The sequence below is a fragment of the Streptomyces sp. SP18BB07 genome (genome assembly GCF_036322545.1).
GTDB classification, from domain to species: domain Bacteria; phylum Actinomycetota; class Actinomycetes; order Streptomycetales; family Streptomycetaceae; genus Streptomyces; species Streptomyces deccanensis.
The window spans coordinates 80,263-94,114 of sequence record NZ_JAQYWT010000226.1; the positions used below are offsets into that span (position 1 = coordinate 80,263).

Sequence of the window (13,852 nt, forward strand, 5' to 3'; positions counted from 1 at the left end):
GATGTCCCCATGACTGATCATGAAAATGCCGCCACCTCCCAGCCGCTGCTGCGCCGGCCGGAAGAGGGGGAGCGCCTCGACGTGGCCGGGGTGACCCACTTCTTCCGGCTCACCGGTGAACACACCGAAGGACGCTTCGCCTTCGAGGAGTTCAGCCTCGAGGCGGGCACCGTGGGCGCCCGACCGCACGTGCACGACGGGCACGACGAGTACTTCTACGTCCTGGAGGGCGAGCTGACACTGCACACCGGTGACGGCGAGGTCACCGTGGGCCCCGGGCATCTGCTGGCCGCGACCCGCGGCACACCGCACGGCTTCCGCAACGCGGGCCCGGCCCGCGTCCGCGCCCTGTGCCTCTACACCCCCGCCGGGTACGAGAACTACTTCCGCGACGTCCACGCCGCGGTCAGCGCCGGGGCACAGGTGACCGACGAACTACTGGCCGAGTTCCGCAGCCGCTACCGGACACGATCCCACTGACCCCGTCGGACCGACCCTGGGTGGCGTCCTCGGTGAACTCCGCCGCGACCCCGGTGAGGGCGAGCACGATCAGGTACCGGCCTCGTACGCCATCCGGTCCACATGCGAGGCCGAGCGGATTGGGGTAGTTCTCGAAGGAGGGAACGCAGCAGCCGCCCGGCACGTCGGCGAGGTCCGGGCCAGAGGACCGACGGGCGCCCTCGCCGCCCGTCACCGGCGCACCGAGCTTCGTACGAGACGGAGGCCGCCGCCATGGAACAAGTAGTCACCGTGGGCCTGGACGGCTCACCCGAGAGCCTCGCCGCGGCCCGGTGGGCCGCCGAGGAGGCCGAGAAGCGCAGGCTCACCCTGCGGCTGCTGCACGCGTGGCCGCTGCTGGCGCCGGAACCGCCCGGCGCCCCAACCGAGGTCGACCAGAACTACTGGGCGAAGCGCCTGGTGCACACCGCGCAGACAGAGCTGAGCGCACGCCATCCGGGACTCTCCGTCGTCGGCAGTCTGGTGGCCGACGACGCGCAGGAGGCGCTGCTCCGGGCCGCCTCGGACTCCGAGATGCTGGTGCTGGGTTCACGGCGGCTGGGATCCACCGAGAGCTATTTCATGGGTGACGTCAGCATGGCGGTCGTGGCACGGGCCCGGCGGCCCGTGACCCTGGTCCGCGCGGACCCGACCAAGGAGCAGCCGGTCGCCACCCCGGGCGACAGGGTCGTCGTGGCGATGGATCTGCACGGATCCGGTGACGACCTGCTCGACTTCGCGTTCCACAGCGCCGCCGCCCGGGACCTCCCCCTGCTCGCCGTCCACGGGCGCAGCGTGCCGTTCCACGCGCGCATGCCCTGGGGGGTGGACCACGGAGTCAGCGAGGAGCTGACCAAGGACGCGCGGGAGAAGCTGGGCAAGGCGCTCAAGCCATGGCGCGAGAAGTACCCGCAGGTGGAGGTGGAGGACAGCATCCGTCTCGCGAGCCCCGCCAAGGCCGTCGTGCACGCCGCCGAGGGTGCCGCGTTGCTGGTGGTCGGACGGCGTGTGCACCAGCACGGTATGACCCACCATCTGGATCACGTGGCCCACGCGGCCATCCACCACGTACGCTGCCCCGTCGCGGTCGTCCCGCACGAGTGACCGGGCGGGCTTCGACGCCCGTCGAGTCCGGCGCGAGCGGCTATCTTCGTCGGCATGTCTGTCGACCTCGTGGCAACGATGCGCGTTCCCGTGCCCGTGGACGGGCTCGTCGCCACCGCTCGGGAGACGTTGGCGCGGTTGCTCGGTATGGGAACGCTCCCCGTCATCCACGTGATCGCCGACCGCGTTTTCGATCAGGGGTGTCTCGTCGACGAGGGTCGGCGTCTCGGGCCCCGGGAACTGGGCGCCGTGCTGGTCGGCGCATGCGGCGCCGGCTCCCCGACCGAACGGGACCTCGCCTTCCGCGTCGCCGGTGCGCAGGACACGGTCGGACTGATCATGTGGGACCCCTGCGAGCCGGCGGACCAGGAAGCCCGGCAGGAGCATCGCGAACCGGTGCACGCGGTGTTCAGTCCCACGAGGACATGCGTCGGCGTCGTGACCGCGACGGCCCTCGCGCTGGCCGCGGGCAGCCTGGGCGGTGGCGAGTTCGGTGCCGAGATCTCCATGCTCGAATCGGCCGAGTCCGACCCCGCGCGGATGATCGAGCTCACTCGGCTGCGCGACCGGGGCGACGACTTCCCCGCACGCTGCGAGCGCTTCATGCGCCAGTTCACCCGCCTGAACGGCTGGCCCCGGGATGTACGGCTGCCACCGCACGCGGGAGCGGGAGCGGGATAATCCTCGCGGGTCCTCGGACGGCTTACGCCTGGTGGAGCCCCTGGCGGACCGGCCTGGGCCATGGCACTCCTCGTCCTCCTCCACAGCGTCCTCACGCCCCCGCCCCCGCCCCCGTCCCGCCACCCCGCCCCGCCCCACGGCGGCATCGGCCTCGGCTGCCGAGCGGCGATTGAGTGCCCCCGCCTCGTATCCACCTCGTACTCACGGGGCATGGGTCAACAAGTGGGGTCCGCGAGGGGGAACAGGAACCACAGGGGCGGGCGCCCAGGCATGAGCACCGATGAACGGACAAGCAGACCCAGCGCCGGGCGGAGAGGCCCGACACCACGACGTCCACGGGAAGAGAGACACAGGATGGTCCAAGAGGAACCCGAACCCCAGAGCATCGGCGTCCCGGCCGAGTCCACCGCGGGCGAGACCAGGGTGGCGGCGACCCCGACGACCGTGGGCCGACTCGTCGCGCTCGGGTACGACGTGGTGGTCGAGCCGGGGGCGGGGGAGTCGTCCCGGTTCTCCGACGCCGCATACGAGGAGGCCGGTGCCCGGCTCGGCGACCCCTGGGCGGCGGAGATCGTGCTCAAGGTGAACGGCCCCTCCGGCGAGGAGATCGGCCGCCTGCGTGACGGGGCCACGCTGATCGCGCTGATCAGCCCGGCGCTCAACCCGGCACTGGTCGAGGAGCTGGCCCGGCGGCCGATCACCGTGCTCGCCATGGATGCCGTGCCCCGCATCTCCCGGGCCCAGTCGCTGGACGTCCTCAGTTCGATGGCGAACATCGCCGGTTACCGGGCCGTGCTCGAGGCGGCGCACGCCTTCGGCCGCTTCTTCACCGGGCAGGTGACCGCCGCCGGGAAGGTGCCGCCCGCCAAGGTGCTGGTGGCCGGTGCCGGGGTCGCCGGACTGGCGGCGATCGGCGCGGCCCGCAGTCTCGGTGCGGTGGTCCGCGCCACCGACCCCCGACCCGAGGTCGCCGAGCAGGTCCGCTCCCTGGGCGGCGAGTTCCTCACCGTCTCCGCCGCGCAGGAGGTGAGCACCGACGGCTACGCCAGGGCCACCTCGGACGACTACAACCGGCTGGCCGAGCGGCTGTATGCCGAGCAGGTGGCCGACGTCGACATCATCATCACCACCGCGCTCATCCCGGGCCGGCCCGCACCGAGGCTGATCAAGGCTGCCGATGTCGCGCGCATGAAGCCCGGCAGTGTGATCGTCGACATGGCGGCGGCGCAGGGCGGCAATGTCGAGGGGACGGTCGCGGGCAAGGCCGTCGTCACGGACAACGATGTGACGATCATCGGCTATACGGACCTGCCCGGTCGGCTTCCCGCCCAGGCCTCACAGCTGTACGGCACCAATCTCGTCAACCTGATGACGCTGCTCACCCCTGGCAAGGACGGCCGCCTCGTCCTCGACTTCGACGACGTGGTGCAGCGGTCGATGACCGTGGTCCGCGACGGGGAGAAGACCTGGCCCCCGCCCCCGGTCCAGGTGTCGGCCGCGCCCGCCACGGCCCCTGACGAAGGACCGAACCCCGTGACGCCGTCCTCCTCCGGGACGGCGGCGAAGCCGGCGCGCCCGGCCTGGTCCGCCTACGCCCTCGTCGGCTCCGGAGCGCTCGCCCTGTTCCTGGTGTCCGCGTTCTCACCGAGCGAACTCATCGGCCACTTCACGGTGTTCGTGCTGGCGATCGTCATCGGTTTCTACGTCATCGGTCAGGTGCACCACGCGCTGCACACGCCGCTGATGTCGGTCACGAACGCCATCTCCGGGATCGTCGTGGTCGGAGCGCTGCTGCAGATCGGGCACGGGAACACGGCGGTGACCGTGCTGTCGTTCGCGGCGATCCTGCTGGCGAGCATCAACATCTTCGGCGGATTCGCCGTCACGCGCCGCATGCTCGGCATGTTCTCGAAGGGCTGATCAGGGATGACCACCGTCACGGCCGCCCAGGCCGCCTACGTCGTCGCCGCGCTGCTGTTCATCCTCAGCCTCGCGGGTCTCTCCCAGCACCGGACGTCCCGCTCAGGAGTCGTCTGGGGCATCACGGGCATGGTCATCGCCCTGGCCGCCACCATCGGGCTCGCCTCCCGCAGCATCACCGCCACCGGTCTCGTCCTGATCGCCGTCGCCACCGCGCTCGGCGCGGGCATCGGACTGTGGCGCGCCCGGGTCGTGGAGATGACCGGCATGCCCGAGCTGATCGCCATCATGCACAGCCTCGTCGGCCTCGCCGCCGTGTTCGTCGGCTGGAACGGCTACCTCGACGTCGACGCCGAACTCACCGGATCCCTGCTCGGCATCCACCACGCCGAGGTGTTCATCGGCGTGTTCATCGGCGCCGTCACCTTCACCGGCTCCGTCGTCGCCTACCTCAAACTCGCGGCCCGCATCGACTCCCGCCCCCTGACGCTGCCCGGCAAACACATCCTCAACATCGGCGCGCTCGTCGCCTTCGTCGGGCTCACCATCGCCTTCGTGGCCCGGCCCGGCATGGGCCTGCTCATCGCGGTCACCGTGGTCGCCCTCGCCCTGGGTGCACACCTGGTCGCCTCCATCGGCGGCGGTGACATGCCGGTGGTGGTCTCCATGCTCAACAGCTACTCCGGCTGGGCCGCGGCGGCCTCGGGGTTCCTGCTCGCCAACGACCTGCTCATCGTCACCGGCGCGCTGGTCGGCTCCTCCGGCGCCTATCTCTCGTACATCATGTGCAAGGCGATGAACCGCTCGTTCCTCTCGGTGATCGCCGGCGGCTTCGGCACCCCCGCCGAGGACGGCGAGCATGGTGAGCAGGGCGAGCACCGGGAGATCGACGCCGAGGAGACCGCCGCACTGCTGCGGGACGCCACCTCGGTGATCATCGCGCCCGGCTACGGCATGGCGGTCGCGCAGGCCCAGTACCCGGTGGCCGAGCTGGCGCGCAGGCTGCGTGAGCGCGGTGTGGAGGTGCGCTTCGGTATCCATCCGGTCGCGGGCCGGCTGCCCGGCCACATGAACGTGCTGCTGGCCGAGGCCAACGTGCCCTACGACATCGTCCTCGAAATGGACGAGATCAACGACGACTTCCCCGCCACCTCGGTGGTCCTGGTCATCGGCGCCAACGACACCGTCAACCCGGCCGCGATCGACAATCCGGCGAGCCCCATCGCCGGCATGCCGGTGTTGCACGTGTGGGAGGCGGGCCAGGTGGTGGTCTTCAAGCGGTCCATGGCCGTCGGTTACGCGGGCGTGCAGAACCCGCTGTTCTTCCGTGAGAACACCCGGATGCTCTTCGGCGACGCCAAGCAGCGGGTCGAGGACATCCTGCGTGGCCTCGACTCCCTCGACACACCGACCCAGGCCATGGCCACCACGTCGCGCTGAAACGCGAGGTGCGTTCCGTGTCCCGGACGGTACGTCGTCCGGGCACGGAACGGCACCGCCGCACCGCTCAGTCGTCCTTGCCGGTGGTCTCGCTCGGCAGGCAGATCCGGCGGGCCCAGAGGCCCAGGAGTGCCATGCCGCCCACCAACAGCGGTACCGGGTCGTCGGCCAGCGGCGCCAGCGCGTAACCCAGCGCCGACACCGTGCAGACGGTCAGCGGGATGAACGCCGCGGTGCCCTCCATGCCCGATCGCAACATCGGCCGGCCTGCTCCCAGGACGCTGGCCCCGCCGGGCACCCAGGGGCCGACAGCGACGACCAGCAGGCCCACGGTGTCGCAGACGTCGGCCAGGGAGGAAAGCGCCTCGTCGCCGGGTGCACCGACCCGCGACAGGCGCAGGGTGTCGCCGATCAGCATGAGGAAGACCCCGACGATCGCCGTCCACAAGGTGGCCTGCTGGTCGCCCCGGACGAGACGTCGCAGGGCGAGCAGAAAACCGAGGAACACGACCTCCGAGGCCCACAGGACGCCGAGCATCCCCGTCTCCGGCCGCCAGCCGTCACCGGACCGGCCCCAAAGCACCCACCCCGCCATGAACACCGCCCCCGCCATGACGGCCCCGTCGAGCACGCGCCGCAGCCACGCCTGCCACCCCGTACCGGCATCGGCCGCCATCACCAGACCGGCCATCCCCAGCCCGACCGTGACCGTCACCCCGGCGGTCACCGCCAGATCGGTCAACCCCGGTGCGTCCGGGGCCGGTTGCGGTGGGGTCGACAGCGCGACGAGGGAGGCCCGGTAGACGCCTCCGGCGATCGCGGAACCCGCCACCAGAAGCAGACGGGTCCGCACCCGCCCGCACGTGCCCCAGGCCCGGAGCGCGAGGGAGAGGGTCAGCACCAAGCAGCCGACGGACGGTCCGAGGGACAACAGCATCCACCCTCCCCACGGCCGCCGGATCCCGACACAGACCGTACGAAACTCACGCCCGAACCGAGCGGGGAAGTCAGCGGATTCACTCGTGTTGCGTAAGGACGGCCGGTGCCCTTGTGCGCCGCCGGTGGTCGACCGTCGCTTCGCGCGGGTGAAGGGCGCGCGACCATCCGGACGCCGATCGCGTGGCGCGCCCGCGACCTTGGCCGGCGTGGTGTGCCCTGACGTTCTCGGGACGGCCCACGCATGAAGGAGGCACACAACATGTTCGGACAGACTCAGGCGTTCAGCGGCTTCGCGGTCGACGACCTCGGCGAGGCCCGCCGGTTCTACGGTGAGACGCTCGGTCTGCGGGTGGAGGAGAGCGGGCAGGGCGACATGCGGATGCTGACCCTCACACTGGGCAGCGGCGCGCGGGTCTTCGTCTACCCGAAGGAGACGCACACCCCCGCGACCTTCACGCTGCTCAACTTCCCCGTCGACGACATCGAGTCCGCCGTCGACGAACTGGAGCGGCGCGGCGTGAGCCTGGAGCGCTATCCCGAGTTCGACCACGACGAGAAGGGCATCGTCCGGGTCGGCGACGGAGGTCCCGCGGCGATCGCCTGGTTCACCGACCCCGCCGGGAACGTCCTCTCCGTGCTCCAGGAGAACTGACGGGCGGGGCTTGAGGGCGTCCCGGGGGGCCTCACCCCCCCCGGGACCTCCGCTCAGGCCAGGTCGAACCGGTCGAGGTTCATCACCTTGTCCCACGCGGCCACGAAGTCCCGTACGAACTTGCGGCCCGCGTCCTGCGCCGCGTAGACCTCCGACAGCGCTCGGAGCTGGGAGTGCGAACCGAAGACCAGGTCGACCGCGGTGGCGGTCCACTTGGGTTCGCCCGTGGCGCTGTCCCGGCCCTCGAACACGTTCTCGTCCGAAGTCGACGCCTTCCACTCGGTGCCCATGTCCAGCAGGTTGACGAAGAAGTCGTTGGTCAACGTCTCCGGCCGGTGGGTGAAGACACCGTGCGGGGATCGCGCGAAGCCCGTGTCGAGGACCCGCATGCCGCCGATCAGCACCGTCATCTCGGGAGCCGTCAGCGTCAACAGGTTGGCGCGGTCCAGCAGCAGGGTCTCCGGCGACAGCTTCTCTCCCGCCCGGAGGTAGTTCCGGAACCCGTCGGCCCGGGGTTCGAGCACGGCGAACGCCTCCACGTCGGTCTGTTCCTGCGAGGCGTCCGTGCGCCCCGGCGCGAACGGGACGGTGACGGCGTGCCCGGCATTCCTCGCGGCCTGCTCGACGGCCGCGCATCCGCCGAGGACGATCAGATCGGCGAGCGAGATCCTGGTACCGCCGGTCTGCGAGCGGGCGAAGTCCTCCCGGATTCGCTCCAGCCTCTGCAACACCTCCGCCACCTCGGGCAGTTGGTTGACCTCCCAGTCCCGTTGCGGCGCGAGCCGGATCCGTGCCCCGTTGGCCCCGCCCCGCTTGTCGGTGCCGCGGAAGCTCGCCGCGGACGCCCAGGCGGTGGCGACCAGTTGGGAGACGGACAGCCCCGAGGCGAGGATCACGCTCTTCAGCGCGGCGATGTCCGCGTCTCCGACCAGTTCGTGATCGACCTCGGGGGCGGGGTCCTGCCACAGCTGCGGCTCGGGGACCCACGGGCCGAGGTACCGCGCGACGGGCCCCATGTCACGGTGCAACAGCTTGTACCACGCCTTGGCGAAGGCGTCCGCGAGCCTCTCCGGGTTCTCGTGGAAGCTCTTGGAGATCGGGCCGTAGACGGGATCCACCTTCAGTGCGAGGTCCGTCGTCAGCATCATGGGAGCGTGACTGCGCGACGGATCATGGGCGTCGGGCACCGTGCCCCGGGCCGCGGGATCCGTGGGCGTCCACTGCTTGGCACCCGCCGGGCTCGTCGTCAGCTCCCATTCGTACCCGAACAGGTTGTCCAAGTAGCCGTTGTCCCACCGGGTCGGCGCGGACGTCCACGCGCCTTCGAGGCCACTGGTGAGCGTGTCGGAGCCCTTGCCGGTGCCGTATCTGTTCCGCCAGCCGAGACCCTGCTGCTCGACGGGCGCGGCCTCGGGTTCGGGGCCGATGTGCTCGGGATCGACCGCGCCGTGGCACTTGCCGAACGTGTGGCCGCCGACGATGAGTGCGACCGTCTCCTCGTCGTTCATCGCCATGCGCCCGAACGTCTCACGAATGTCCCGCGCGGCGGCCAGCGGATCCGGATTTCCGTTCGGCCCCTCCGGATTGACGTAGATCAGTCCCATCTGCACGGCACCGAAGGGAGCGGCGAGTTCCCTGTCGCCGCTGTAACGCTCGTCCCCGAGCCAGATGTCCTCGGGCCCCCAGAAGATTTCCTCGGGTTCCCAGATGTCCTCTCGCCCGAATCCGAACCCGAACGTCTTGAACCCCATCGATTCCATGGCGCAGTTACCGGCGAAAACCAGAAGGTCGGCCCAGGAGATTTTCAGTCCGTACTTCTGTTTCACCGGCCACAGCAAACGGCGTGCCTTGTCGAGACTCGCGTTGTCCGGCCAACTGTTGAGGGGGGCGAAGCGCTGGGCGCCGCTGCCGCCTCCGCCCCGGCCGTCGGCGATGCGGTACGTGCCCGCGGCGTGCCAGCTCATCCGGATGAAGAGCGGTCCGTAGTGGCCGTAGTCGGCGGGCCACCAGTCCTGCGACGTCGTCATCACGTCGAAGACGTCCTGCTTCAGCGCGTCGACGTCGAGGGTCGCGAACTCGGCCGCGTAGTCGAAGTCCTCGTCCAGGGGGTTCGAGCGGGACGAGTGCTGGTGGAGAATTTGAAGGTCCAGCTGATTCGGCCACCAGTCCCGGTTCGTCCTGGGCCGAGTCGGCGTGGGGGTGGGGGAGGCGATTGCCGGGTTTTCGCTTTCGCTGCCGGACACGTCGTCCTACTTTCTGTCTCGGTGTTTCCGCGCACCATGCCGATGAAGGTGATCTCGGCGTCCGTATGGTCGCGCACCGCGGACGGCACCGCCACGAAACACGCAGGGCGCCCCTCGCATGACAAACGTGCGAGGAATTCCCTCCTTTCCGCAGTCCTGCTCAGTACCCCTTGCGTTTTCCGCCGGTGATCCGGCCGCGGGCCTTGCCGAAGCCGATCCGGGTTCCGTCGGCACCCGGGGCGGTGGCGGTCAGGACGACCTCGTCCCCGTCCTCCAGAAACGTGCGCTGCCGACCGTTGACGGTGACGGGCTCCCGGCCGCCCCAGGTCAGTTCGATGAAGGCACCGCGCTGCTCCTTCTCCGGGCCCGAGACGGTGCCGGAGGCGAACAGGTCGCCGGTTCGTGAGGGGGCGCCGTTGACGGTCTGGTGCGCCAGCATCTGGGCGGGCGACCAGTACATGGCGGAGTACGGCGGCCGGGAGACCACCTGACCGTTCCAGGCGACGGTGAGGTCGACATCGAGGCCCCACGGCCGCTCCATCCGCAGATACGGCAGCACGGCCGGCTCCTGCGGCGGGACCGGGACCCGGGCGGCGTCCAGCGCGAGCAGCGGCACCACCCACGGCGAGATCGTCGAGGCGAACGACTTGCCCAGGTTGGGGCCGAGCGGGACGTACTCCCAGGCCTGGATGTCGCGCGCGGACCAGTCGTTGAAGAGCACCACCCCGAAGATGTGCCGCTCGGCGTCCTCGGCGGCGATGGACTCGCCCATGGCGTTGCCGGTCCCGAGGACGAAGCCGAGCTCGGCCTCGATGTCGAGGCGGGTCGAGGGCCCGAAGACCGGAGCGGGGTCCTGGGGGCCCTTGCGCTGCCCGAAGGGCCGGACGATGTCGGTGCCTGAGACGACGACGGAGGCGGCCCGGCCGTGGTAACCGACCGGAAGGTGCTTCCAGTTCGGCATCAGCGGGTCGGGGTTGTCGGGCCGGAAGAGCCGGCCCAGGTTCGAGGCGTGGTGTTCGGAGGCGTAGAAGTCGACGTAGTCGGCGACCTCGAACGGCAGGTGCAGGGTCACCGAGCCCAGCCCATGGACGGCCTCGGCGGGGATCTCGCCCCGGAGCCGCTCGGTGATCTCGGCCCGGGTCTCCATCCAGTCGGCGTGGCCCCGCGCCATGAAGGCGTTGAGGCTCGGTCGGGCGAAGACGTCGTCGTCCAGTAGCAGGGCCAGATCGATGACATGGTCGCCGTAGCGGGTCGCCACGCGGGGTGCGTGGCCGGGCACCGAGTAGACGCCGTAGGGCAGATTGGCCAGGCCGAACAGCGACTCGGCCGGGACGGTCAACTGGGTGGTGCTGGTCATGCGGACACCTCGGTCAGGTCGGCGGTCGTCGTGGCGGGCAGCAGACCCAACTGGGCCGCCTCGACGGCGGGTTCGGCGAGGGAGCAGGTGCCGAAGGAGCGGAACAGGTCACGGACCCGGGGCGACAGGGAGCGCACCCGCGCGGCGACCCGGTCGCTGTCACGGTCGGCCAGCAGCCGGACCAGCTCCGCCTCCTCGGCGCCCCGGAGGGCGGCGTCGGTGGTGACGAGCAGGTTGAGGAACCCGTGTTGTTCGAAGCCGGTCTTCGGGTCGGTGTTGCGCAGCGCGTGGTGCAGCCCCGCGGTCGCCTTGAACGCCACCCCGGACCGTGTCGCGGCCAGGACGGACGCGGCGAGTTCGCGCTCGTCGGGGTGGAGGTCGGCGCGTATGCCTCCAGTGCGGAACTTGGCCAGGTAAGGGGTCCCGGCGAGTGCGGCGAGCAGCGCCTCGCGCCGGGCGTCGCGCGGCACTTCGACGTGGACGGTGAGATCGGTGTCGTCGTCGATCGCCTCGGTCAGGGCGGGTACGACCGTGCCGGCGGCGACTCCGTCCGGGACGGCGACCTCCACCCCGACGAGCCGTACGGCCGGGATCCGGCGCGCGGCGGTGAGGGCGTCGGAGACACCCGACAGCGGCACGGTCACGGAGAGGTCGAACGAGCCCGCGGGGAGGCCTGCGGTCAGCCCGGCCAGCCGGTCGAGGTCCTGCGCGGCGAGGACGAACGCGCCGACCAGCCGGGCATGGGCGCTCTGCTTGTGCGCCACGTGGGCCTGGACGGCCTCCTCAAGGGGCAGGTTGCCGGGCGGGAAGACCGCCGCGTCGTCGAACAGGCCGGCGAGTAGCGGGGGGATCTCCGGTGGGCGTGGGGCGCTCATCGGTTCTGCTCCCAGGAGTAGACGTACGTTCCGTCGTCCGTCGCGCGGGCGGCCTCCCCGAGCTGGAGGGGACGGAAGGTGTCGACCATGACCGCGAGTTCGTCGAAGAACTCCGCCCCGATCGACCGTTCCATCGCGCCCGGTTGGGGGCCGTGGGGATGGCCGCCGGGGTGCAGGGAGATCGAGCCCTGTCCGATCCCGGAGCCCTTGCGGGCCTCGTAGTCCCCGCCGCAGTAGAACATCACCTCGTCGGAGTCGACGTTGGAGTGGTAGTACGGCACCGGCACGGACAGCGGGTGGTAGTCCACCTTGCGCGGGACGAAGTTGCAGATCACGAAGTTGTGGCCCTCGAAGACCTGGTGCGCCGGCGGGGGCTGGTGGACCCGGCCCGTGATCGGTTCGAAGTCACGGATGTTGAACACGTACGGGTACAGACAACCGTCCCAGCCGACGACGTCGAAGGGGTGGTGCGGCAGCGTGTGGACGGTGCCCACGACGCCGCCCGGTCCCCGATGCTTGATGTACACCTCGACGTTCTCGCCGTCGACGGGCTTGGGCCCATCCGGGAGGCGGAGGTCGCGCTCGCAGTAGGGCGCGTGCTCCAGGAGCTGGCCGTGCCTGGACAGGTAGCGCCGCGCGGGCCCCATGTGCGAGTTGGCCTCGATCGCGTAGATCCGTACGGGCCCGTCCGGGACGATCCGGTACGTGGTCGCCCGGGGGACGATCACATAGTCCCCGTCTCCGATCTCCAGGTCACCGAAGACCGTCTCCACGCGGGCCCGGCCGTCCTCGACGTAGAGGCACTCGTCGCCGATGGCGTTGCGGTAGTAGGGGCTGACCGTGTCGGCCACGACGTACGCCAGCCGTACGTCCTCGTTGCCCAGCAGCAGCCTGCGACCGGTCACCGCGTCGATGCCGGACCCGCCGTCCGCGAACAGCTTGTGCGTGGAGAGGTGGCGGGGGATCAAGGGGTGGTTGGGGGTCAGGGACTGGTCGCCGAGGTCCCACACGCGGAACTCCCGCACCGCCGACGGAATGTGCCGGTGGTAGAGCAGCGAGGAGTCCGAGGAGAAACCCTCCTCGCCCATCAGCTCCTCGTAGTAGAGGTTCCCGTCCGGGTCCCGGTGCTGGGTGTGGCGTTTCGGCGGAACCGCGCCCGCCCGGTGGTAGTACGGCAAGTCCCTCTCCTTTGTGCGCTCAGCGCACATGTTTGTGCGTTCGAAGCGACAAGCGGACGGTAGGTCCGGGGCGACGGCCCAGTCAAGGTTCCGCCCGCGCTCCCGGGCACCGCCTGCGCGTCTGACGTGCCCTAACGTGGCGCCCGAAGAAGCTCTGTCGGTTCTCTCGGAGGTGTCGATGGCCACCCTGCAAGGCCTGGATCGTGGGCTTCGGGCTCTGGACCTGATCTCGCTGACGGCCGACGGTCTGACGGTGGCGGACCTGGCGGCGCGGTTGGGGATCGACCGGGCCATCGCGTACCGGATCGTGCGGACGCTGGAGGAGCACGCGCTGGTCTCCCGGCAGGGCAAGCGCGTGCGGCTCGGTGCCGGAGCCGCGACGCTGGCGGGGCGGTTCCAGCAGCAGCTGGTCCTGGCGGCCCAGCCGGTTCTGCAGGAACTCGCCGACGGCACCGGCACCTCCGCTTTCCTGACGGTGGCGCACGGGGCGGGGGAGTGCGTTCCCGTGGCGGGTGCGCAGCCGGCCGTGCAGCACGGTCCCGTCCAGGTGGGCTACCGCATCGGCGTCCGGCATCCGCTGGAGCGAGGGGCGAACGGGATCGCCATCCTCGCGTTGCAGCCGCCCCGGCCCGACGAGCCCGAAGAGGTCGCGCGCGCCAGGGAGTCGGGCTACAGCGTCACCTCGGGACAACTGCAGCAGGGCGCCACCGGCATCGCGGTGGGGTTCGAGGTGCCCGGCGCGGTGGGCGCCTCGGTCGGCGTGGTGGCCATGCACACGTTCGACATCGGCTCGGTCGCCGCACAGGTGAAGGAGGCGGCCACGCGACTGGACAGATTGTCCAGGTGAAGCCCGCAGAAGGGAGACAAACTGAGCAGCTTGAGCAGCTCGGAAGGTGACTCTTGTGCAGGCCGGGGGAGCCGGTGTGTTCTACCGCCACGCGCCGGCAGGCAGGCACACCGAAAGG

General features: G+C 70.5%; 12 protein-coding genes. 7 read left to right on the forward strand and 5 right to left on the reverse strand.

The annotated features are described in order from the left end of the window. Positions 1–9 precede the first annotated feature (9 nt). The 5 genes from PUR53_RS06580 to pntB all read left to right on the forward strand — a co-directional run bounded on the left by PUR53_RS06580 (position 10) and on the right by pntB (position 5,643). A complete protein-coding gene (locus tag PUR53_RS06580) occupies positions 10–480 on the forward strand; it encodes a cupin domain-containing protein (protein WP_329896461.1) in 471 nt (156 codons plus the stop codon). 252 nt (positions 481–732) lie between these two features. Further along, positions 733–1,602, forward strand: coding sequence for a universal stress protein (locus tag PUR53_RS06585; RefSeq protein WP_329896462.1), 870 nt, complete (start codon positions 733–735; stop codon positions 1,600–1,602). 54 nt (positions 1,603–1,656) lie between these two features. Beyond that, entirely contained in the window at positions 1,657–2,283 is a 627-nt protein-coding gene (locus tag PUR53_RS06590) for a hypothetical protein (RefSeq protein WP_329907698.1), read from the forward strand. A gap of 354 nt (positions 2,284–2,637) precedes the next feature. After that, positions 2,638–4,203: a Re/Si-specific NAD(P)(+) transhydrogenase subunit alpha gene (locus PUR53_RS06595; RefSeq protein ID WP_329907699.1), complete on the forward strand. Its 1,566-nt coding sequence runs from the start codon at positions 2,638–2,640 to the stop codon at positions 4,201–4,203. A gap of 6 nt (positions 4,204–4,209) precedes the next feature. Next, complete coding sequence (pntB, locus tag PUR53_RS06600; protein WP_329907700.1) at positions 4,210–5,643, forward strand: Re/Si-specific NAD(P)(+) transhydrogenase subunit beta; 1,434 nt, start codon at positions 4,210–4,212, stop codon at positions 5,641–5,643. Positions 5,644–5,710: 67 nt separating this feature from the next. On the opposite strand, the gene PUR53_RS06605 is transcribed toward pntB, so the two are convergent. Further along, positions 5,711–6,580, reverse strand: a complete 870-nt coding sequence (locus PUR53_RS06605) for a hypothetical protein (RefSeq protein ID WP_329907702.1) — start codon at positions 6,578–6,580, stop codon at positions 5,711–5,713. 261 nt (positions 6,581–6,841) lie between these two features. On the opposite strand from PUR53_RS06605, the gene PUR53_RS06610 reads away from it, so the two are divergent. Continuing rightward, on the forward strand, positions 6,842–7,234 hold the full coding sequence (locus PUR53_RS06610; protein ID WP_329896467.1) for a VOC family protein: 393 nt from the start codon (positions 6,842–6,844) through the stop codon (positions 7,232–7,234). Positions 7,235–7,287: 53 nt separating this feature from the next. On the opposite strand, the gene katG is transcribed toward PUR53_RS06610, so the two are convergent. From katG to PUR53_RS06630, 4 genes are all read right to left on the reverse strand, one after another. Continuing rightward, positions 7,288–9,477 (reverse strand): catalase/peroxidase HPI, encoded by a 2,190-nt coding sequence (gene katG / locus PUR53_RS06615; protein ID WP_329907703.1) that lies wholly within the window; start codon positions 9,475–9,477, stop codon positions 7,288–7,290. A 160-nt stretch (positions 9,478–9,637) separates the two neighbouring features. Further along, positions 9,638–10,834, reverse strand: coding sequence for a fumarylacetoacetase (gene fahA / locus PUR53_RS06620; RefSeq protein ID WP_329896469.1), 1,197 nt, complete (start codon positions 10,832–10,834; stop codon positions 9,638–9,640). Further along, on the reverse strand, positions 10,831–11,709 hold the full coding sequence (locus PUR53_RS06625; protein ID WP_329896470.1) for a hypothetical protein: 879 nt from the start codon (positions 11,707–11,709) through the stop codon (positions 10,831–10,833). Before PUR53_RS06625 ends, fahA begins: the two co-directional genes overlap by 4 nt. Further along, the gene (locus PUR53_RS06630) at positions 11,706–12,887 is read right to left on the reverse strand and encodes a homogentisate 1,2-dioxygenase (protein ID WP_329896471.1); all 1,182 of its coding nucleotides are present in this window, start codon (positions 12,885–12,887) and stop codon (positions 11,706–11,708) included. Before PUR53_RS06630 ends, PUR53_RS06625 begins: the two co-directional genes overlap by 4 nt. A 178-nt stretch (positions 12,888–13,065) precedes the next feature. On the opposite strand from PUR53_RS06630, the gene PUR53_RS06635 reads away from it, so the two are divergent. Further along, positions 13,066–13,734 carry an IclR family transcriptional regulator gene (locus PUR53_RS06635; protein ID WP_329896472.1) on the forward strand — a complete coding sequence of 223 codons (669 nt, stop codon included), beginning with the start codon at positions 13,066–13,068 and terminating at the stop codon, positions 13,732–13,734. Positions 13,735–13,852: the final 118 nt, after the last annotated feature.